This is a genomic window from Pseudomonas sp. HMSC067G02, from assembly GCF_001813485.1.
In the GTDB taxonomy this organism is placed as follows: Bacteria; Pseudomonadota; Gammaproteobacteria; order Pseudomonadales; family Pseudomonadaceae; genus Pseudomonas; species Pseudomonas aeruginosa.
Genome location: NZ_KV812730.1, coordinates 37,185 through 57,980 on the forward strand (window position 1 = coordinate 37,185; position 20,796 = coordinate 57,980).

Consider the following 20,796-nt stretch of genomic DNA (forward strand, 5'->3'; position numbering starts at 1 on the left):
TGCGACGCATGACTGCAACATTGGCGCGGCCATCCTTCTGAAACGCCGAAGAATTTCTCCCCTCCATCATTCGCAGCGGCTATTTGCCAGCATGCGGACCATTCACGAATAAAGGTGAGATTGGTTATTTCTTCGTAATTGACAATCATTATCATTCAACATAATTTGTTGCGCCATGTGTGGGTCTTACCCCACCGCCAGTGCTCTGCAGCCCCCTCCGCAGCAAGGTGATTTCCATGTCGGAACAACTGTCTACCCGCAGATGCGATACCCCGCTCCTCCAGGCATTCGTCGATAACCGTACGATCCTGGTGAAGATCGCCGCCCGCATTACCGGTTGCCGCTCGCGAGCCGAAGATGTGGTCCAGGATGCGTTCTTCAGGCTCCAGTCGGCGCCGCAGATCACTTCGTCGTTCAAGGCACAGCTCAGCTACCTGTTCCAGATCGTCCGCAACCTGGCCATCGATCACTACCGCAAGCAGGCGCTCGAACAGAAATACTCGGGGCCGGAGGAAGAAGGCCTGAACGTGGTGATCCAGGGCGCCTCGCCGGAAACCTCGCACATCAACTACGCGACCCTCGAACACATCGCGGATGCCCTCACCGAGCTGCCCAAGCGCACCCGCTACGCCTTCGAGATGTACCGCCTGCACGGCGTGCCGCAGAAGGACATCGCCAAGGAACTGGGCGTCTCGCCGACCCTGGTCAACTTCATGATCCGCGACGCCCTGGTGCACTGCCGCAAGGTCACCGCCGAGCGCCAGGGCGACAACGTCACCCATCTCAGCGCCCGCCGCTGACGGCGGCGAGCATTCCTCAGCGCCGGTAGCGGCGCACCGACGCCGCCTGCGCCTCGGCCCTGGCGGCGAAATGGGTTCCCAGCAGCAACAGCGCCGCGCGCTTGTGGCGAAAATCGAAGGGTTGGCCGCAGCAGCGGCAAAGGCCCGGCGCGGTTTCGCAGCGCTCCTTTCCCAGCGTTGTCCTCGGCGGCTCAACGGGACCGTCCAGGTAGAAATGGTGGACCAGCGCCGCCAACCACTCCGCCACCCGCTCCGGCTCTCCCCGCTCCCGCGGCCCAAGGGCGTAAAGCAAGCCCGTGGGATCGCCACGCCGGCGCTCCTCCTCGATGAATGCGCAGGTCGCGACAGGTTCAGGACGCTCCTGCGCCGGCTCGTGCGACTCGTTGCACGCAGGCCGCTGCCTGTCGCAGCGGGCATATGGATCGGCCTCGCGGCGCTCGAGGGGCGACGGAAACGACAGGCTGGAGGCTGGGGACGGAAGCATGGCCGGCTACTCGTGGGGCTTGCCTGAGTAACGTCGCATCCCGCCGCGAATTTACCCGTCCAGCCCGGCGTCCGGCCGAACGGCCATCAATAGACTTCCGGCACGATGATCTCACCGGGCGTCGGATGCCTGACGTAATCGGCGTGGCGCAGGCGCTCCGGCAGGTGTACCGGCGGCTGCGGAACTTCCCGGTAGGGCATCTGCTGCAACAGGTGGTGGATGCAGTTCAGCCGCGCGCGCTTCTTGTCGTCGGCCTGTACCACCCACCAGGGCGCCTCGGGGATGTGGGTGCGTTCGAGCATGGTTTCCTTGGCCTTGGTGTAGGCCTCCCAGCGCCGCCGCGACTCCAGGTCCATCGGGCTGAGCTTCCACTGCTTGAGCGGATCGTGGATGCGGCTGAGGAAGCGCAGGTGCTGCTCGGCGTCGGAGATGGAGAACCAGTACTTGAGCAACTGGATGCCCGAGCGCGCCAGCATCTTTTCGAACTCCGGCACGCTGCGGAAGAATTCCTCGTATTGTTCGTCGTTGCAGAAACCCATGACCCGCTCGACCCCGGCGCGGTTGTACCAGCTGCGGTCGAACAGGACGATCTCGCCGCCGGCCGGCAGGTGCGAGACGTAGCGCTGGAAATACCACTGGGTCTGCTCGCGGTCGTTCGGCGCGGGCAGCGCGGCGACCCGGCAGACCCGCGGGTTGAGGCGCTGGGTGATGCGCTTGATCACGCCGCCCTTGCCCGCCGCGTCGCGCCCCTCGAAGAGAATCACCACCTTGTGCCCGGTGTGCACCACCCAGTTCTGCAGTTTCACCAGTTCCCGTTGCAGGCGGAACAGTTCGCGGAAATAGCGGCGCCGACTCAATTCGCCGGGCGCATCCTCCTGCTCGGGACCGAACAGCTCGTCCAGGTTCAGCTCGTCGTCGAGCAGTTCCTGCTCCAGCTCTTCGTCGTGTCGATCGAGCCAGTCGCGACCGATGCGGCCCGAGGTATCGCCATAGGAGTCCATGCGCTGCTCTCCACGTCATGCCGAAATACCGCGAATGCTAGGCGCGTCTTCATGACGGTTTGGTGACGGTTCGATGAAAACGTAGCGATCGCCCGCCGTCGAAAACAGTCGAAAGGTCACTGAAAGTCAGAAAATTCCCTAATCATTTGAATGACTTGGCCTAAGCTGGCCAGTCTCTCCGCACTTTCCACATGCTCCGCGCACCCCGGCGACCGCCGGGGCGAACCGCGCCCTTGCGGCGCCATTGATCGGAGATCGACCATGCAAGCGTTTTCCAAACAGCAACTCATCGATGCGCTGAACGCCCAGAGCAGCGACCTGGCCACCCTGCAGAGCCTGGTCATGGGCCTCTACCTGTGGATTCGCGACAGCCATGGCCAGGCCAGCGTCGATGCGGCCTTCCAGCGCGCCCGCGAGGAGGCCAGGCAATTCCGCCAGCAGAGCGGCAACCAGGCTGACGAGCGATTGATCCTGCAACTGGCGGAAATCGTCCGCGAACAACCCTGAGCCATGACCGGCACAGACTGACCGGTTCGGCCTGACTCAAGGCCGCACGGCAGTCCCGGGCGCCGCGGAATCGACTTTCGCGGTGTCCTCCGCGGGCAGCACCCGGATGGTCGCGGTCACGCCGGCGCGCAAGGTGTTGCGCTGGCGATAGGCGGGATCGATGGCGATGCGCACCGGAATTCGCTGGGCCAGCTTGACCCAGGTATAGCTCGGGTTGATGTTCGCCAGCAGGCGCGAGCCCTCGGCATTCTCCCGGTCGGTGATGGCATGGGCGATGCTCTGCACGCGCCCGTCGAAGCGCTCGCCGCTCATCAGTTCCACCCGCGCCCGGCTGCCGACGCGGATGCCCGGCAACTTGGTCTCCTCGAAGTATCCGCTGACATAGAACGAATCGCGGTCCACCAGCGCCAGCAATGGCACCCCGGCGTGGGCGTAGTCGCCTTCGCGGGTCTGCAGATTGGTCACGTAGCCGCTGACCGGGGCGCGTACCTGGGTACGTTCGAGGTCGAGACGGGCCTGCTGCAAGGCGGCTTCGGCAAGCTCCACGTTGGCCTGGGCCAGGCCGAGGCTGGCCTGGTTCCTCAGCAACTCGGCCTGGGCCAGGCTGACGTCGGTCTGGGCCTTTTCGTTCTCTTCCACCGATAGCATCGAGCGCTTCTGCAATGCCGAGCGCCGCTGCGCCTCGCTGCGGCGCTGGCGCAACTGGGCCTGGCTGGCCTCGATCGCCGCGCGCGACTCGCCCAGCGCCGCCCGCGCCACGTTCACCGCGCGCTCGGCGCGCAGCACCGCCAGTTCATAGCGCGCCGGGTCGATGCTGAGCAGCAGCTCGCCCTTCTCCACGGGCTGGTTGTCGCTCAGCGGCAACCGGGTGATCAGCCCGGAAACGTCCGCCGACAGCGTCACCACATCGGCGCGGACCCGCGCGTCACGGGTCCAGGGCGTGCGGGTGTAGCGTTCCCAGGCGAGGAACACCAGCGCCGCCGCCACCAGCACCGCCAGCAGGGTGGCCAGGCGCGGCCATTTGCCTTGCAACAGGTTCATCGGGACATCTCCCCCATCCACAGGATCAGACCGGCGCAGATCGCGCAGTACAACGCGCCCTGGAACAGCGCTTCGTGCCAGACCCGCTGCAACACGCCGAAGCGCCGCAACAGCGGGTTGAGCAGCAGCAGGATCAGCCAGGCCAGCAGCAGCGCCTGGGCGATCGGCGGCAGGTAGGCGCCCCCGATCTCGACATCAGCGGGCATGTCCGCCCTCCTCTTCTGGTTCTTCGACGACCGCCGGTGCGCCGCGGTCCTCCTCCAGCAACGTCCGATAGCGTTGCAGCGACTGCTGCAGGATCAGTACCGCGACATTCATGATGAAGCGCTGCCGCGTCGCCCCGAGATCCTTCGACGGCTGCGCCAGCAAGGCCTCCAGGCCCCGGCCGAAACGCCGCAGGGCGGCCAGGGCGAGATCCTGCCGCGGGGCGTCCGCGCCGCCGGCTATGTAGGCGGCGACCTCGCGCAGCGCCTCGCCCAGCAGCGGCTGCAACTCCAGCGGCACCACCCCGGCGTCATGCAGCGGCTCGCGCAGGCGGTTCAACGCCACGCCCATCACCACGCAGCCCAGGGCGCACTGGAAACGTTCCGCCGCAGCCGACTCCTGGCTCGCCGGCAGCAGGCCGACCATCACCGCCAGGCGATCGATCATCCGCGTCTCGAAGGCGAAGCGCTGCGCCTCGCTGGCCTCGCAGCGCGACATTTCCGCGACGTCCTGGCGCGACAGGTAGAGCAGCCGGCGCAGGCGCGGGTCGGCGCGGAACGGATAGACCAGGGCGAACACCAGCACGGCGAGGACCGCCGCGACGAGGAAGCCGCCGACGAACTCGAACCACTGCGAAGCGTTGCTGTAGTAGACCGCGATATTCTGCGGCGCCACCATCAGCAGGGTCTCCAGGCCGATGCCCATGGCGATCCCGGCGCTCAGCGGGCTGCTCAGGCCGACCGCGACCACGTACAGCAGCAACGCCATCCACAGCGCCAGCCACTCGAAGTCGGCGGATGCCGGCAACAGCACGAACAGCAGCGCCGCCGAGATCAGGATCGCCAGCAGCAGCCCGCGCAGGAAGTTCTGCGCCGCCAGCAGCGGACGCGGGAAGGTCGCCATCAGCGAGCACATCACGCCGACCAGCAGCAGGCTGCTGAGGGCGCCGTTCCAGGCGCTGGTGATCCACAGCCAGGCGGCGCAGGACAAGGCGACGAAAGCGCGCACGGCGTTCATCGAGGCCAGCGCCCAGTCCAGGTGCAGCGCCTGCGCCTGGCCACGGCGGTAGAAACTGCTGGCCTGGCGGCCGGACTGGATCGCATCGTTGAGTTCGAGCACTTCGCCCAGGCGCTGGAACAGCCGCGCGTATTCCCAGCGCAGGATCGCCACCTGCGGGCGCAGCGCCGGGCTCAGCGCCTCGTCGTAGGACTCCGCGCGCGTCGCCGCGGCATCGAAGGCCTGGCGCACCGCCTGGAACTCCTCCAGCACCTCGGAGGGTACCGCCCGCCCCTGCTCGGCCAGCGCGTCCAGCACCCGCAGCGCACGATCCAGCAGCGCCTGGATATCCGCCGGCAACGGCCCGACCCAGTGCGCCCGCACCAGCAGGCGATGCTGGCGCAGCAGCAACAGCCGCGAGGCCATCAGCACCAGCAGGTTGCCCAGCAACTGCACCAGGCCATCGGCGCGGCGCAGGTTCGGCGCGTCGAAATAGAGGTGCCGGCGCAGGCCGTCCAGCGCGGTGATGCTGGCGACCAGTTGCATCTGCCGCTGGTTGAACGACTCGTCGCCCTCGTCGCCGCGGATCACCGCCGCGGCGTGCCGCGCGGTACTGCGGATCAGGCCATCGACCTGGGCGAAGTAGCCCTTCGCCACCGCCTGCGGACGCGCGCTGAGCAGGCTGACCAGGGCCACGCAGGCGACGCCCAGCAGGGTCTCGGTGAGCCGCACCACGGCGAGCATGAAGGTGTTTTCCGGATCGGGAATCGACAGCACGGCGACGATCACCGCGGTGAAGCCGCTGAGCACGAAGGCGTGCGAATCGGTGTAGCGCAGCAAGGTGCCGCCGGCGGTGCAGAGCGCCAGCCAGAGTCCCAGGGCGACGAAGAACGGCAACGGTTGCTGGGCGAACAGCGCCATGATCAGCACCGCCACCACGGCGCCGGCGAAGGTACCGACGACCTGGGCGAAGCTGCGCTTGAGAGCCATCCCGGCCAGCGGCTGGCTGACGATGACCACGGTCATCAGCGCCCACTTCGGCTGCTCCAGGTCGAAGAGGAAGGCCAGGTAGAGGGTCAGCAGCCCGGCGGCGACGGTGCGCAGGGCGAACAGCAGGGTTTCCCGCGGCGGCCGCCAGAGCAAGCGGGCGTAGAGTTTCAGCCCTTCCATGCCCGGCCCCGCACCTCCAGGCAACGGTTGGCCGCGGACCAGGCGGCGATGAAGCGACTCGACATGCTGGTTTCTCGTTCGGGGTTGATGCGGCGGGTTGGCTTCCAGTCTAGAAGGCGCAAGGAAATCCGTGGCCGCCTACGGGGGCGGGCAGGTGCGGTCGGCCACGGAGCGACGAGTCGCGACTACAGGGTAAAAGCCTCGGCGGCCTTCCCGGTAGCGCGTCCAGGCGAAAACCGTTTTCGCTGAGAACGAACGCTGCGGCGCCTTTCGATTGGGTAAGCTTGCTCAGGGCTGGATCGATTTAGCTTGCGAATCAAGCGGATAGAAAGCCCAAGGAAAACGACCAGGAGGAGCCGAGAATGCGTCGAGCGATTGCCACTGTATCGTGGGCCCACCGATGAGCCTGCGCTTCGACGATATCGAAGCCTTCCTCAACGTCGCCGAACTCAACAGCGTGACGTCGGCGGCCGAGCGCATGAGCCTGTCCAAGTCGGTGATCAGCAAGCGCGTCAGCGATCTCGAACGTCGCCTCGGCGTCCGCCTGCTCTATCGCACCACGCGCAACGTCGAGCCGACCGAGGCCGGGCATTTCTTCTACAAGGCCGCCAAGGCCTCGCTGCAGGAACTCAACAACGCCGCGGAGATCGTCGCCCTGCGCGAGAACGACCTGTGCGGCGAATTGCGCATCGTCACCCCGATGAGCTTCGGCACCCTCTGGCTGTCGCCGATCATCGCCGACTTCATGAGCCAGCACCCGCGCCTGGAGATCGTCCTGCAGATGGACGACCGCCTCACCGACTTCGAGAAGGAAGGCTACGACCTGAGCATCCGCGTCACCCGCCTGGACGACAGTTCGCTGATCGCCCGGCCGCTGGCCAACAGCCAGCGGGTGGTCTGCTGCAGCCCCGACTACGCGGAACGCCACGGCACGCTGGACACCCTCGAACAACTGATGCAGCACGAGTGCCTGGGCTACAACAACGCCACGCCGAGCCAGGTCTGGACCTTCGAACCGGCGTTCCCCGGTGCCAAGCCCCGCGCCGTCTCGCCACGCGGACGCTTCAGCAGCAACAACGGCCAGGCCATGCGCGACGCCGCCCTGCGCGGCCAGGGATTGGCGTTGCTGCCGCTGTTCATCGTCGCCGAGGACCTCAAGAACGGCCGCCTGGTGGACGCCGCGCCCGGCCTGCGCCCACTCGACGACGTGATCTACGCGATGTATTCGCGGGCGGCGGCGATGTCGCCGAAGGTCAAGGCGTTCATCCAGCATCTCCAGCAGGCGCTGTCGATCCCGCCCTGGGGCAACGGCTGAGCGACCGAACCATTACGGCGAGGCTCCGGTCAGATACTGGGCATGCGGAGAAGACTCCCAGGAGCCTGTCGTCTCTCCCCCGTCCGGCCACCCGGCCCACAAAGGAGAACTGCCATGATCGTGCGTACCCTGCTCATCGCCGCCGCCCTGCTCGGCGGCACCGCCCAAGCCGCCGAAAGCACCGACCTGTGCGGCGCCAACCTGCAGAAGCTGGACGATATCCTCGCCGTGCGCGGCAAGACCTCGGTCACCGGTGCGCGGGTCACCGAGGTCAAGGAACTCCAGGCCAAGGCCAGGCAGGACCAGGCCAGCGGCGACACCAAGGGCTGCATCACCGCCACCACCCAGGCCCTGCAGATCCTGCAGAACGCCGGGAAGAAATGATCCGCGACAGACGCAAGGCGGATAATCGCAAGCGGTTATCCGCCCTACCCCAATGCAACCCTCCGCAGGGCGAATAGCGCCGCAGGCGGTATCCGCCGACACTCCAGCCCCCGCCCCGACCGCGTCCGATTTCGCTCACTCGAAGCGCAGGCTTTCCCGTACCGCGCGGATTTCCGCCTGGCTGGCGTCGTAGGCCTCGGCCAGGCCGGCATAGGACAGCGAATAGGCCGAGGTCTTGCCGGCCGCGGTGAGCAAGGTCTGCTTCATCACCACGGCGCCGCGCTGGCGAATGGTGCAGGTGGTCTCCAGCGCCGCCAGCCCGCCGGTGGTGGACGGCTGCGGCGAGGTGCAGGCGGTCTGCAGGCCGTTGCGCAGGAACTCGATCTGCACCAGCTTGCGCATGTGCCCGAGGACTTTCTCCAGGTTCACTGCCTGCCCGCTCTGCAGGGGCATCCGCGTCACTTCCATCACCAGTGCCTGGGAGCCGTCTGCCTGCAACTTGACCGCGCGCTGGCGCTGGCCGGCGCCGGCCTGGCCGGGCTGCGCGGCGGGCAGGTCGCTGACCTGCCAGCCTGCCGGCCAGCGCGCCATCGACGCCTCGGCCAGGCTCAGCGCGGACAGCGTGCCGACCGCCAGGGCCAGCCAGCGCCAGCCGTTGCGTCGCGTTTGCGCCTGCCTCACGGTGTACCCTCCTCTTCGCGTCCCTCCACGGCCGGCCGGGGCTGCCCGAGGGGCTCCTCGAAACGCAGCAGGCGTCCGGCATTGCCCAGCACCAGCAAGGTGCTGAGGTTATGCAGCAGCGCCGCGACCATCGCCCCGGCCGCGCCGAGCAGGCCAAAGGCTGCCGCGGCGACGATCGCCAGGGTCCAGCCGAGGCCGATCGCCACGTTGACCTGCAGGGTCCGCCGGCATTGCCGGCTGAGCCGCACGCAGGTGCCGAGCCGGCGCAGGTCGCTGCCGATCAGCACGATATCCGCCGAGGCCAGGGCGATATCGGCGCCGCCGGCACCCATTGCCACCCCGACCACACCGGCCTTCAGCGCCAGCGAATCGTTGATGCCGTCGCCGACCACCATCGGCCGGAAACCGCTGCCGATCTCCGCGCCGACCTGGCGCAACTTGTCCTCCGGCAACGCCTGCGCCACCAACTGGCGAATCCCCACCTGCTTGGCCACGGCGTCGGCCACCGCCTGGCGATCGCCGGTCAGCAGCAGTTGCCGGCCCAGACCCAGTTCGCGTAGATCGGCCAGGGCCTCGGCGGCCTCCGCGCGTACGCTGTCGGCCAGCAGCAGCCAGCCGAGGAAGCGCCCGTCCAGGGCGATTCCGGCGATCGGTCCCTCGTGCGCCGGCACCTCGCCGGCGTCGATGCCCAGTTGCTGGAACAGCTCGGGCCGGCCGAGGGCGGCTTCGCCCGCCGCTGTTCGTGCGACCACGCCGAACCCCTGGCGTTCGCGGATATCGCTCAATGGATGATAGGCATCGTGCGCCGCCAGGGCCGCCAGCGCTCGGCTCACCGGATGGCTGCTGGCGGCGCCGAGGCTGGCGGCCAGGCGCAGCACCGACGCCTCCTCGGCGGCATCGGCCAGGCGCAGCGCCTGCAGACGCAGGCTGCCGTGGGTCAGGGTGCCGGTCTTGTCGACCACCAGCGAAGTCAGGTCCGCCAGTTCCTCGAGGAAGGCCGAGCTGCGGATCAGGATGCCATGACGGGCGGCCACGGCGATCCCGGCGATGGCCGTGGCCGGGGCGGACAGCACCAGGGCGCAGGGACAGGCGGCGACCAGCACGGCGAGCATGGCCTGGGCATCGTTGGTGACGAACCAGGTGACGGCGGCGATCAGCAACACCAGCAACATGTACTGCCCGGCGTAGCGCTCCAGCAGGCGGGTGATCGGCGGCTTGGCGCGCTCGGCCTGCTGCATCAGGCCGATCACCTTGCCCAGGGTCGAGGCCTCGCCGGTACGGGTTATCTCGATGCGCAGCAGGCCGTCGAGGTTGATCGCGCCGCCGTAGACCTCCATCCCCGGCGCCACCTCGAGCGGCACCGACTCGCCGGTGATCGGCGCGGTGTCGAGACTGGCCTGGCCCTGCAGGACCCGCCCGTCGGCCGGAACCCGGTCGCCGGCGCGCACTTCCACCTGGTCGCCCGCCCGCAGGCTGGCGTTGTCCACCTCGCTCAGGCTGCCGTCGGCCTTGATCCGCCGGGCATGGCTGCGGGTCAGTTCGCCGAGGGCAGCGATGGCCTCCTGGGAGCCGATCACGCTGCGCTCCTCCAGCACGTGGCCGAAGATCATGATGATCGGCAGCAGCGCGGCGGTCAGCAGGTCGCCGCTGGCCCAGGCGCCGAGCATGGCCAGCGCGATCAACTGGTCGGTGACGCCGTGCAGGCTCGGATGCCGCAGGCTGTCCCAGGCCGAGCGGGCCACCGGCAGCGCCACCAGCAGCGACGCGACGCCGAGCAGGATCTGGCTGACCCCGGCCTGGTCCGCCGCCAGCCAGCGCCAGGCCAGGCCTAGCAGCAACAGGCCAAGGGCGAGCATCGCCAGGCTCAGCTGGCGGGCGGCGCGGCGCTGCTCGTCGCGGCTGAGCAGGCCGCCGCCGAACGGCAGGTGATGATGATGCGCGCAGCCGCCATGGCTGCCGTGGGCGGACGGCTCGCTCATGCGCACCTCCCGGGGCGAGCCGCGGCGGCTATTGCGGGAAGCGCGCGTCCGGCCGGCGTACGTAGTCCAGGGCTTCCTTCTCGGTGAGTTCCCAGATCTGCTTGACCTGCCCGTTGTTGTCGCTCTTCAGGCCGACGAAACTGCCCTTGAGCTGGGGCATGCGGCCATAGACGATGAACAGGTTCTGCGCCGTGCGGATGCGCACCGACGGCGCCACCGAATAGCTGACGGTCTTCTTCCCCAGCCCCAGGGTAAGCACGCTGCGCAGCAGGCTCTGCTTGGGCTTCTTCAGGGTGATGACCGGGTACTGCGCGCTGGCCACGAAGCCCACCAGCATGTCGCTCGGCAACTGCCGCGCCAGCGCCTCGCCGCCGCACAGCAACAGCGCCAGCCCGCACAGCAGGGCCCTGCCCGGTGATAGCCGCGCACCGTTGCCCGTGAATGGAATACCGCCTGCCGTCATTGCCCGTCCCGTTCGCCTGGTTGTTCGACTCGGCGCCGCGTTCCGCTGGCGGAAGCGCGTACCGAAGGTTGATGCCGACGCAGGGTAGCCGTTTCACGTTCGCTTGTCCGTCCATTGTTTCACAGCCCGCGAAGGGCACCGTCGGGCAGCGGCTCATGGCTGCCCGCCTTGCAGAATCAGGCGGCCGTCATCACGCGGATCGACGCTGCCGACCGAACCGGCCTTGCCGAGGATCGCCGGCACCCGTTCGCGGTACAGGCGCCAGAGCAGGCCGGGATCGGTCGCACCCAGCGCCGGGGCCAGGCCAACGATGCTGGCGGTGTCGCGGCGCGCCTGGGCCAGCCGTTCGCCGGCCTCGGCGCGGGCGACCTGCAGGGTGCGGTCGGCCCCCTCGGTGGCCGCCTGGGTGAGTTTCTCCGCCTCGGTGCGCGCCTTGGCGACGTTCTGCTCGGCCAGTTGGCTGGCGGTCAGCACCGCGTTGAAGGCGCTTACCGCATTGCGCGGCAGGCTCGACTGCACGTCGACCCGCACCACCTGGATGCCCAGCCCGCTGCCGGCCGCGGCCAGCGCCGCCAGGCTGTGGTTGATGCCCTGCACCAGGTCGCCGCGCAGGCGTTCGCGGCGCTCGGCGACCGCGCTGTCGTTGCCGAGCAACTCCGGGCGCGCCACCAGGATGGTGTCCAGGTCGCGCGCGGCGCAGACCTGCACGGCGTTGCGCGCCACCAGGCGGTCCAGCGCCGGCAGCACGTGGGCGCCCTGGAGGACGTAGGCGTACGGGTCGTCGACCTTGTAGAACACCCGCACGTCCAGTTGCACCACCCCGGCGTCGCCGGTCAGCAGGTAGCCGGAGCCGGCCAGCGCGTCGCTGGACAGGCTGACGTCGAGGTCGGCGCGACGCGCCTGCTCGGAGCGCAGCAGGCCCTCGACGCGGCGTTCGATCACCTGTTCGGCGGACGGCAGCAGCAGCACCTGCTCCAGCGGCTGCGGCCAGGCCAGCAGCAGGCCGGGACCGGCCAGGCGCTCCAGCGCGCCCAGGCGCAGCACTACGGCGCGGTTCTCCGGGCCGACCTGGCGGACGTTGGAAAACGCCCAGGCCAGCGCCGCCAGGAGGGTCACGCCGAACAGTGCGAGGAACGCCAGGCGTCCGGCCTGCAGCCAGGGGCTGCGCAGCCCCTCGTGCGCTTCGTCGCTCATGGCCGGCGCCCGTTGGCCGGCGCTTCGGCGGGGAGCGCCGGCGGCCCGTCGACCAGCACGCGGAACGGTGCGGCATCGGTGCGCAAGACCAGGCGGGTATCGCCGTTGACGATGGTGCCGAGGGTGTCCAGCGAGCGCAGCAGGTTGTACAGCTGCGGCGAACCGGCGTAGGCCTTGCCGTAGATGCGCGCCGCCTCGACCCGCGCCTGGGCCTCGATCTCCGCGGCTTTCACCGAAGCCTCGGCCTGGATCACCCGGGCGTCGCGCTCCGCCGCCGAACGGATCTCCGCGGCCTGGCGACGGCCCTCGGCGGTACGCTCGGTGGCGATGGTCTCGCGCTCGGCGCGCATGCGGTCGACGGTGGCGCCGAGGGTCACCTTGGGCAGGGTCAGGCGCTCGATGCCGACCTGCACCACCTTGACCCCGTAGGTCGCCAGCAACTGATTGTCGATCTGTTCGCGCAGGCGCGCTTCGAAGTCGCCGATACGCACCCGCGACGCCTCGGTATTCACCAGGTCGGCCAGGTCATAGGCGCTGGCGGTGGTTTCCAGCGCCGAGCCGACGAAGGTGCGCAACTGCCGGGCAGCCTCGTCCGGCTGGTTGCGCACCGCGCGCATGAAGCGCTGCACGTTGTCGGCGTCGCCCTGGACCTGCCAGGCCACGTAGGCCTGGACGATGATCCGCAGGCCATCGCGGGTGCCGACGTCCTGCAGGCCGCTGGAGGTGGTGCGCAGGCGCAGGTCGACCGGGATCGCGCTCTCGAACGGCAACGGCAGGCGCCAGGCCAGGCCCGGTTCGAGCAGGACCCGCGCCGGGTTGCCGAAACGGGTGATGACCATCGCCTCGCCGGAACGCACCTGCACCAGGCAAGCGGCGGCGACGGCGAACAGCACCAGCAGCGCGGCGACCAGCAGCCGGCGCCAGGGCGGCGCGGCCTGTGCGCCATGGCCGTGATCGTGATCGTGATCGTGATCGTGATCGTGATGATGCTCGTGGTGGCTGTGCGAGTGGGAGTGACCGAGGCTCAAGAGCGCTCTCCTCATGGTGCGGATTGCCCGGCCGCGGACGCCGGAGCGGCGGACGGACGGGACGAAGGCGGGGAATCCAGGCGGCCGAGGCCGAAGCTGCGCAGGTCGATGGTCGGCGCACCGGCGCCGGCGATGCGGTGGTCGATGAGCAGCAGGTTGGCCTTGCCCAGGCCGAGCCCGAGCTGGCGGTAGTAGGCCTCCAGCAGGAAAGCCTGGCCGGCGTCGGCATAGCCTTCCCGCTCGGCGGCGAAGCGCCGGTCGGCGGCCTGCGCGGCGGCCAGGGTCTCGCGGGCCTGCGCGCTGGCCCGGTCGTGCGCCACGCTGGCCTGTAGTTGCGCCTCGTTGCGCTGCGCGGCAGCCTGCCCGCGCTCGCGGGCGATCAGCGCCTGGGCGGTGATCTGCGCGGCCTGCACCGCGTGGTAGGCGTTCGCCGCACCGGCCGGCGGATGGATCGCCTCGACCGCCGCGCCCAGTACCTCGACGCCGCTGCCGAGGCGGTCGAGATCGGCCTGCACGGCCTGGCCGATCTGCTCGGCCAGGCCCGCGCGCTGCTCGCCGAGGACCTCATCGAGGGTGCGCGAGGCGAAGGCATGCACCAGTACGCGGCTGGCGGTGCTGCGCACCAGCGTCGGCACGTCGGCGCTGCGGTAGGTCGCCGCCAGCGCTGCCGCGTCGTCGAGAGCGATGCGGTAGACGATGCGCACGTCCATGTTGACGATCTGGAAGCTCTGCCGGCGGTCGGCCAGGCTGGCGATGACCTGCGATTTCTCGCTGACGTGGGAGGCGTCCCACAAGCGGTTGGCGCTATCCGGGGCCGGACCTTCGGCGGGCGCGAGCGGCTCGGCTCCGCCGTCGCCGGCGGCGACGCTGGTGGCCAACTCGTGGACCACCCCGTTCTCCACCGCCAACACCCGCCCCAGCGGCCAGGGCAGCCCCAGGTGCAGGCCGGGGCCGAGCACCGCGACCGGCTTGCCGAAGCGCTCGTAGACGCCCCGTGCATCCATGCCGATCTCGCGTACGCCGCTGAGCAGCCAGCCGCTCAGCGACACCACCGCCAGCACCGGCAGGAACGCCCGCCGCATGAAACCGAAGGCCCAGACCTGGCGCAGGTCGATGCCGAAGCGCTGGTGCAACTCATGCTGCAGACGCTGCAGGGGACGCGGCGGCCAGCGCAACAGGTCGGCCAGCAGGCTGGTGGCGACCAGGCGCGGTTCGAGGCCGGCACGCTGCGGCGCGAACATCGCCAGGATCGCCCTGCCCAGCAACTCCAGCGCCAGCGCCGCCGGCAACAGGCCGAGCAGTACCGCCAGGCGCGGGGCCCAGGGGTGTCCCTGGCGAGCCAGGAACAGACAGAGGGCGGCCAGCACCAGGGTACCGATCAGCGCCCGCGCCAGTTGCCCGAGGGCCGGGGCTTCCGGCCACTGCGCCGGCCCTTGGCTGGCGAAGCGACGTTCCAGCACCAGCACCGCGAAGGCCAGCAGCAGGCAGATCCCGATGGCGAGGTCGGCCGCTTGCCCGGAACTGGCCGGCGGCAGGTCGAGACGCCAGCCGGCGGCTACCAGGCACAACGCCAGCGCCGCGCTCGCCGCCAGCCACAGCGCAGCGTGCCCGAGCTGGGCCAGGCCGTGGGCGATGGCCTGGCCCAGGCGCTCCAGCAGCCGTTCATAGGCGCTGTCGGCGGCGGCGTCGGGTTCGCCCCGCTGCCAGCGCAGCCAGGCAGGCCGCGCGCTGGCCTCCGCGCCGAGGACCACGCAACGCCAGGCCGCGACCCGGTAGGCCGCGTGCAGACCGGCGAACAGAACCAGCCAGGCCGCGCCGAGGTTGTACAGCAGCGGCGGCCAGAGCGAGTCGGCGGCGAACAGGCCGATGAAGAACCCCAGCACGGCGCAGGCGGCGGCCAATGCGACGCTGGCCGCTGCCCATCGCCACAACTGGCGCAACTGCCGGGGCGCCTGCTGGAAACGCGGCAGCGATTCGGCGGCGACGCCCTCGGCGTCCAGGTCGACTCTCATCTTCACTCCAGGCAAAACTCGAAGGTGCCGGCCAGGCCGGCGCAAACGTCCGCAACTTTATAACAATGCGCGTTAAGAAGTTGTCATGATTTGAAAAACAGTCTGCATCCCCAGGCTCTTGACTGGAAGACGAAAGACTGGGGGCAGCCCACTTGGCAAGCCCCCGACCAACCGAAAGGTTCTAAGCAGTCGGGAAAAACCACCGGACATCCGCGCAAACGACCATTCGTCGGCAATTTTCATTCGAAATGGATTTCTTATAACCAATCCGCATAGGCCTGCCGGCTCCCCCGCTTCCCCCTCAAAGGCACGCCGCTCCGGGCCTCCACGCGTAGCCAGCAGGACTTTTCGCATAGCCTGACGGTTTTATAACAGCGGCAAAGCGTCAATAATTCGACTATCGACTGTGGTAGCGTCAAAAAAGAATCACATCGATCCTTTGCAGCGTTATCCGGTGCCATGCAGTCCTTACCGAACACCCGCCGGGTCCCCGCCAAGTCCCGGTTCGAGCCACGCGTTGGCGTGGCCGCAGCAAACGTTTGTGCGGATTACCCAGGAGGCTCGCCCATGACCGAATCGACCGCCGGGGCCGGAGTTCACGGCGCAGCGTCCGGACAGGCTGGCGAAAGCCCTGCCGCGCACGCGGAACCATCGCCGGTGACGGATCGTCGATGAGCCGGGGGATGCCATGCGAAGCCTGATCGGGATGACGTTCCTGAACTCCTCCGTGGGCCAGCGCCGGCTGCGCCAGAACGGCATCGTGCTGCGCCTGGGACGGGTAGTCGCGGATCGCCGGCGCGCGGCCCTGCCGCACCGGCAAGGGCGCTGCCTCGACCGCCAGGGCCTGGAGACCCTGCTGCTGTGGCTACAGCGGCACTTCCTCTGCGTGCCCCTGGAACACCTGCTCGAGAGCCCCGCTCCAGCCTGCTTGCGGATCGCCCTGAGCGTCGACGGCAACCCTGCGGAACTGGCCGAGCTGGTCTACCCGCTGCTGGAGCGCTACGAAATGCCAGCGAGCGCCTTCATCGGCGGCGACCCGCGCAGTTGGCGCGAAGCGGTCGCCGACACCCTCTGGCAGGCCGATGCGGCTACCGCCGAGCCATTGCTGGAACTGCTGGAGCGTTACGGCGGCGCTGCGCTCATGCGGGTGCTCCAACGCACCGGCGACGACCAGCGTCGCAGCCGTAGCCTCGACCTCCTCCTGCGCAAGCTGGAACGCCTCGACCCGGCTTCGCAGCAGGCCTTGCGCGCGGCCTGCACGGCCCCCGCGGCGTACGGCGCGGGCGATTGGGAACGGGTCCGCCGCCTGGAAAACAGCGGCCTGGTTCGCTTCGGCCTGCACGGCCAGGACCCGCACCCAGCGACAGGCCTTTGCGCCGAGGACTGTCTCGGCCGCGCCCACCGCCAGCTCCAGCAGCATTGCGTCGCCCCTCTGCCGGTGTTCTGCCAAGCTCGCGCCACGCTCGCCGCGACGCCTGCGCAACCCGGCCTGCGCGCCGCCCTCGGCCGGCTTGGCTACCGCTTCGCCTTCGGCGCGCGCAATGGCCTGGTGGATACCCGTTGCGACCCGCTGGACCTACCGCGCATCGAGGTGGGCGCGGCGATCGCCGCCCGTCCCGGCCGGCTGGCCTGGCGCATCTATCGTGGAGCCCGTCCATGAGCACGGCCTCCAACCCGTTCCCAAGGAGGCGCGACAGGCAGTCGCCCTCCGCCGGAAGACCGCCCGAACCACGGGAAGCGAACGCGCCGTCGCCCGCCACGCCGCAGCGACGCCGCTCTCAGGGATATGGCCAGCCCAGCTGGCCCGGTATCAGCAAGGATCGTCCCATGACTGCAGACACCCCTACCTCTGTCGCTACCATCAACCACCTGCTGCTCGGCGCGCCCTACACCAGCCCACTGGTGATCCCCGGTGACTGGCTGGTCGACGAACTGGAAGGCGCCGTGGAAGTCGGCGGCTTCACCGACGGCCTGTTCCGCTGGCCGACGCGCAAGCGCAGCGGCCGCCCTTCGCCGATTCTCTGCGGCGACCTGCTGCGCGCGGTACGTACCGAATGCGCCGAGTCGGTGCAGTTCTGGTGGGGTTTCAGTCCGAGCCTGGTGGGACGCTGGCGCCGCGCCCTCGGCGTGACCCGCCGCAACAATCCCGGCGACCAGGCGGTGGCGCGCGCCCGCGCCGCCCTCGCCCGCTCGCTGGACCGCAAGGCGCCGCCGAAGGCACCGGCCGCCTGGTCCAGCGAAGAGGTCGAGTTCATCCGCCGCCACGGCAGCAAGCGCAGCCTGGCCTGGTGCGCCTACATGCTCGGCCGCAGCTACCAGAGTGTCGCCAGCAAGGCCGAGGAGCTTTCCCCGCACAGCCAGCGCGACCGCAACAATGCGATCTGGAGCAAGTCCGAGGAAGACCTGCTGCGCCAGCACTACCAGCAGCGCGGTTCGCTATGGTGCGCGCAGCAGACCGGCAAGACCCGCGCGGCGGTATTCCACCGGGCCAAGAAGCTCGGCCTGCAACGGCAGCGGCCGAAACACCCGTGAGGCCGGTCGCCGCCCTCTCCCGCCGAAGCGAGAGAGGGCCAGGGGCTCAACCGCGGTAGTAGCGCTGCGCCACGAAGGGCATCTTGCTGACCACCAGGGTCACCGGCTTGCCGCGCACCATCGCCGTCACCTCGCTGCCCAGGCCGGCCAGTTCGTTCGGCACGTAGCCCATGGCCAACGGCGCGTTGAGGCTCGGACCGAAACCGCCGCTGCTGACCTTGCCGATCGCCCGGCCCTGGGCATCGACGATCTCGGCGCCCTCGCGCACCGGCATCCGCCCCTGCGGCAGGAAACCGACGCGCTTGCTGGCAACGCCCTGCGCCTGCTGGGCAAAGATCCGCTCGGCGCCGGGGAAGCCGCCGGCGCGCACGCCGTCGGCGCGGCGCGCCTTGGAAATGGCCCAGCCGAGGCTGGCTTCGACCGGCGTGGTGGCGCTGTCCATGTCGTGGCCGTAGAGGCACAGGCCGGCTTCCAGGCGCAGCGAGTCGCGCGCGCCGAGGCCGATCGGCGCCACTTCCGGCTCGGCCAGCAGGCGCCGCGCCAAGGCCTCAGCATGGGCGGCGGGCACGGAGATCTCGTAGCCGTCTTCGCCGGTATAGCCGGAGCGGCTGACGTAGCAGTCCTGGCCGAGCAGCTCGACGCGGGCGAACTGCATGAAGGTCATCTGCGCCACCTGCGGCGCCAGGCGCTCCAGCACCCGCACCGCCGCCGGTCCCTGGAGGGCGAGCAAGGCACGCTCCTCGAACAGCGGCTCGACGCTGCAACGGCCCTCCAGGTGACGACGCAGGTGCGCCAGGTCCTGGTGCTTGCAGGCGGCGTTGACCACCAGCAGCAGGCAATCGCCGAGGTTGGCCACCATCAGGTCGTCGAGGATCCCGCCCTGCTCGTCGGTGAACAACGCGTAGCGCTGCTGGCCCACCGGCAGGTCGAGGATGTCCACCGGCACCAGGCTTTCCAGCGCCAGCGCCGCATCGGCGCCCACCAGGCGGATCTGGCCCATGTGCGAGACATCGAACAGACCGGCCTGCTCGCGGGTGTGCAGGTGCTCCTTGAGCACCCCGGCCGGGTACTGCACCGGCATGTCGTAGCCGGCGAAGGGCACCATCTTCGCCCCCAGTTCCAGGTGCAGGGCGTGCAGGGGCGTCTTGGCGAGGGTTTCTGCGGTCATGTTTCACTCCATGGCATCCCGGCCTCCTGTCTGCCGGAGAGCCGCGATCGATTGTCGGGAAAGAAAAAAGAAGCGCCGGCGCAGCGGCGCGGTTCAGCATTCGATGATGTTCACGGCGAGGCCGCCGCGCGCGGTTTCCTTGTATTTGCTTTTCATGTCGGCGCCGGTCTGGCGCATGGTGCGGATGACCTTGTCGAGAGAGATGAAGTGCTGGCCGTCGCCGCGCAGGGCCATGCGCGCCGCGTTGATGGCCTTCACCGAAGCCATCGCGTTGCGTTCGATGCAGGGCACCTGGACCAGCCCGCCGACCGGGTCGCAGGTCAGCCCGAGGTTGTGCTCCATGCCGATCTCGGCGGCGTTCTCGACCTGCTGCACACTACCGCCGAGCACTTCGCAGAGCGCCCCGGCGGCCATCGAGCAGGCCACCCCGACCTCGCCCTGGCAACCGACCTCGGCGCCGGAGATCGAGGCGTTTTCCTTGTAGAGGATGCCGATCGCCGCGGCGGTGAGCAGGAAGCGCACCACGCCATCGTCGTCGGCCCCGGGGATGAAGCGCGCGTAGTAATGCAGCACCGCCGGAATGATCCCCGCCGCGCCGTTGGTCGGCGCGGTCACCACGCGGCCGCCGCTGGCGTTCTCCTCGTTCACCGCCAGGGCGTAGAGGTTGACCCAGTCGAGCACGCTGAGGGCGTCGCGCAGGCCGGCCTCCGGCCGCTGGCACAACTGGCGGTGGAGCGCCGCCGCGCGGCGCCTGACCTTCAGTCCGCCGGGCATGATGCCCTCGTTGCGGCAGCCGGCCTCGACGCAGTCCTGCATCACCTGCCAGATACGCAGCAGGCCGGCGCGGGTTTCCTCGGCGGGGCGCCAGGCCTTCTCGTTCTCGGCCATCAACTGGCTGATCGACAGGCCTTCGCGGACGCAATGGTCGAGCAGTTGCCGCGCGGTCTTGAAGGGGAACGCCAGCGGCGTGCGGTCCTCGACGATGCGGTCGAGGCCGGCGGCCTCGTCGTCGACCACGAAACCGCCGCCCACCGAGTAGTACTCGCGGCTGCGGACCTGCAGGCCGGCAGCGTCGAAGGCACGGAAGATCATGCCATTGGGATGGTAGGCCAGCGGCTTGCGGATCAGCGCCAGGTGTTCCTTCTCGACGAAGCGGATCGGCCGCTCGCCGAGCAGGCGCAGCTCGCCGCTGGAACGGATGGCATCGAGCCGGGCGGGAATCGCGGCGGTATCCACCGTGTCCGGCTGCTCGCCCTCCAGGCCGAGCAGTACCGCCTTGTCGCTGCCGTGGCCCTTGCCGGTGGCGCCGAGCGAGCCGTACAGCTCGACCTTGACGCTGGCAGTGGCCTCCAGCAACCCCTCGCGCCTCAGCCCCTCGGCGAAGCGCGCGGCGGCACGCATCGGCCCCACGGTGTGGGAGCTGGACGGCCCGATGCCGATCTTGAACAGATCGAAGACACTCAGGGACATGCTCGTCTCCGCTTGCGGATTGGCCGCCACCACGGCGGCGTTCCTGTTCAATCAGCGTAGACCGGGAAGTGCCGGCAGAATTCGCCGACCTGGCCCCTGACCCGTTCGCCGACCTCGGGATTGTCGATATCGTCGAGGATGTCGCAGATCCAGCCAGCCAGTTCGCGGCACTCGCCCTCGCGGAAACCGCGAGTGGTCACCGCTGGGGTGCCGATGCGGATGCCGGAGGTGACGAACGGGCTCTGCGGATCGTTCGGCACGGCGTTCTTGTTCACCGTGATGTGCGCCGCTCCGAGCGCCGCGTCGGCGGCCTTGCCGGTCAGCCCCTGCTTCACCAGGCTGATCAGCATCAGGTGGTTGTCGGTGC

19 protein-coding genes and 1 pseudogene are annotated in these 20,796 nt (G+C 69.2%); 6 read left to right on the top strand and 14 right to left on the bottom strand.

All coding sequences use genetic code 11. The annotated features are described in order from the left end of the window. The first annotated feature begins 236 nt into the window (after positions 1–236). On the top strand, positions 237–800 hold the full coding sequence (gene pvdS, locus HMPREF2914_RS30865; RefSeq protein WP_003113068.1) for a pyoverdine signaling pathway sigma factor PvdS: 564 nt from the start codon (positions 237–239) through the stop codon (positions 798–800). 16 nt (positions 801–816) lie between these two features. On the opposite strand, the gene HMPREF2914_RS30870 is transcribed toward pvdS, so the two are convergent. Both HMPREF2914_RS30870 and ppk2 read right to left on the bottom strand, forming a co-directional pair. Continuing rightward, positions 817–1,284: a hypothetical protein gene (locus HMPREF2914_RS30870; protein ID WP_003113069.1), complete on the bottom strand. Its 468-nt coding sequence runs from the start codon at positions 1,282–1,284 to the stop codon at positions 817–819. 86 nt (positions 1,285–1,370) lie between these two features. After that, positions 1,371–2,285, bottom strand: coding sequence for a polyphosphate kinase 2 (gene ppk2, locus HMPREF2914_RS30875; RefSeq protein WP_003089666.1), 915 nt, complete (start codon positions 2,283–2,285; stop codon positions 1,371–1,373). A 261-nt stretch (positions 2,286–2,546) separates the two neighbouring features. Between ppk2 and HMPREF2914_RS30880 the strand changes: the two genes are divergently transcribed. Then, complete coding sequence (locus HMPREF2914_RS30880) at positions 2,547–2,792, top strand: hypothetical protein (RefSeq protein WP_003089668.1); 246 nt, start codon at positions 2,547–2,549, stop codon at positions 2,790–2,792. A gap of 36 nt (positions 2,793–2,828) precedes the next feature. Here the strand turns inward: HMPREF2914_RS30880 and HMPREF2914_RS30885 are convergent, their stop codons facing one another. From HMPREF2914_RS30885 to HMPREF2914_RS30895, 3 genes are read right to left on the bottom strand one after another with little or no spacing between them, the layout of a single operon-like run. After that, positions 2,829–3,833, bottom strand: a complete 1,005-nt coding sequence (locus HMPREF2914_RS30885; protein WP_003143942.1) for an HlyD family secretion protein — start codon at positions 3,831–3,833, stop codon at positions 2,829–2,831. Next, positions 3,830–4,039, bottom strand: coding sequence for a DUF1656 domain-containing protein (locus HMPREF2914_RS30890; protein ID WP_003102972.1), 210 nt, complete (start codon positions 4,037–4,039; stop codon positions 3,830–3,832). The genes HMPREF2914_RS30885 and HMPREF2914_RS30890 overlap by 4 nt, the downstream gene beginning before the upstream one ends. Continuing rightward, positions 4,029–6,203, bottom strand: coding sequence for an FUSC family protein (locus tag HMPREF2914_RS30895; protein ID WP_023091736.1), 2,175 nt, complete (start codon positions 6,201–6,203; stop codon positions 4,029–4,031). Before HMPREF2914_RS30895 ends, HMPREF2914_RS30890 begins: the two co-directional genes overlap by 11 nt. A 400-nt stretch (positions 6,204–6,603) precedes the next feature. Here HMPREF2914_RS30895 and HMPREF2914_RS30900 point away from each other — a divergent pair, with 400 nt between their 5' ends. Together HMPREF2914_RS30900 and HMPREF2914_RS30905 are read left to right on the top strand one after the other, a co-directional pair. After that, a complete protein-coding gene (locus HMPREF2914_RS30900) occupies positions 6,604–7,518 on the top strand; it encodes a LysR family transcriptional regulator (RefSeq protein ID WP_003089677.1) in 915 nt (304 codons plus the stop codon). Positions 7,519–7,632: 114 nt separating this feature from the next. Beyond that, on the top strand, positions 7,633–7,902 hold the full coding sequence (locus tag HMPREF2914_RS30905; RefSeq protein WP_003089681.1) for a hypothetical protein: 270 nt from the start codon (positions 7,633–7,635) through the stop codon (positions 7,900–7,902). A 135-nt stretch (positions 7,903–8,037) separates the two neighbouring features. Here the strand turns inward: HMPREF2914_RS30905 and HMPREF2914_RS30910 are convergent, their stop codons facing one another. The 6 genes from HMPREF2914_RS30910 to hflK (HMPREF2914_RS30935) all read right to left on the bottom strand — a co-directional run bounded on the left by HMPREF2914_RS30910 (position 8,038) and on the right by hflK (HMPREF2914_RS30935) (position 15,259). Beyond that, positions 8,038–8,583: a DUF4946 domain-containing protein gene (locus tag HMPREF2914_RS30910; protein WP_003116899.1), complete on the bottom strand. Its 546-nt coding sequence runs from the start codon at positions 8,581–8,583 to the stop codon at positions 8,038–8,040. Continuing rightward, positions 8,580–10,562, bottom strand: coding sequence for a cation-translocating P-type ATPase (locus HMPREF2914_RS30915; protein WP_023981023.1), 1,983 nt, complete (start codon positions 10,560–10,562; stop codon positions 8,580–8,582). Before HMPREF2914_RS30915 ends, HMPREF2914_RS30910 begins: the two co-directional genes overlap by 4 nt. Before the next feature lie 28 nt (positions 10,563–10,590). Then, the gene (locus HMPREF2914_RS30920; protein WP_003089693.1) at positions 10,591–11,025 is read right to left on the bottom strand and encodes a hypothetical protein; all 435 of its coding nucleotides are present in this window, start codon (positions 11,023–11,025) and stop codon (positions 10,591–10,593) included. A 153-nt stretch (positions 11,026–11,178) separates the two neighbouring features. Next, positions 11,179–12,219: a protease modulator HflK gene (hflK, locus tag HMPREF2914_RS30925; RefSeq protein ID WP_023091735.1), complete on the bottom strand. Its 1,041-nt coding sequence runs from the start codon at positions 12,217–12,219 to the stop codon at positions 11,179–11,181. Continuing rightward, a complete protein-coding gene (hflC, locus tag HMPREF2914_RS30930; protein WP_009316187.1) occupies positions 12,216–13,247 on the bottom strand; it encodes a protease modulator HflC in 1,032 nt (343 codons plus the stop codon). Before hflC ends, hflK (HMPREF2914_RS30925) begins: the two co-directional genes overlap by 4 nt. Before the next feature lie 11 nt (positions 13,248–13,258). Beyond that, positions 13,259–15,259, bottom strand: coding sequence for a protease modulator HflK (hflK, locus tag HMPREF2914_RS30935; protein WP_009877736.1), 2,001 nt, complete (start codon positions 15,257–15,259; stop codon positions 13,259–13,261). Between the two features lie 688 nt (positions 15,260–15,947). Here hflK (HMPREF2914_RS30935) and HMPREF2914_RS30940 point away from each other — a divergent pair. After that, a complete protein-coding gene (locus tag HMPREF2914_RS30940; protein WP_023091733.1) occupies positions 15,948–16,919 on the top strand; it encodes a polysaccharide deacetylase family protein in 972 nt (323 codons plus the stop codon). Beyond that, a complete protein-coding gene (locus HMPREF2914_RS30945) occupies positions 16,916–17,791 on the top strand; it encodes a hypothetical protein (RefSeq protein ID WP_003136336.1) in 876 nt (291 codons plus the stop codon). Before HMPREF2914_RS30940 ends, HMPREF2914_RS30945 begins: the two co-directional genes overlap by 4 nt. Before the next feature lie 46 nt (positions 17,792–17,837). Here HMPREF2914_RS30945 and gcvT read toward each other — a convergent pair whose 3' ends face one another. The 3 genes and pseudogenes from gcvT to glyA all read right to left on the bottom strand — a co-directional run. After that, positions 17,838–18,959: a glycine cleavage system aminomethyltransferase GcvT gene (gene gcvT, locus HMPREF2914_RS30950; protein ID WP_003136335.1), complete on the bottom strand. Its 1,122-nt coding sequence runs from the start codon at positions 18,957–18,959 to the stop codon at positions 17,838–17,840. 93 nt (positions 18,960–19,052) lie between these two features. After that, positions 19,053–20,429 carry an L-serine ammonia-lyase gene (locus tag HMPREF2914_RS30955; protein ID WP_003112071.1) on the bottom strand — a complete coding sequence of 459 codons (1,377 nt, stop codon included), beginning with the start codon at positions 20,427–20,429 and terminating at the stop codon, positions 19,053–19,055. Between the two features lie 47 nt (positions 20,430–20,476). Then, a pseudogene (gene glyA / locus HMPREF2914_RS30960) lies at positions 20,477–20,796 on the bottom strand (serine hydroxymethyltransferase); the annotation flags it as partial.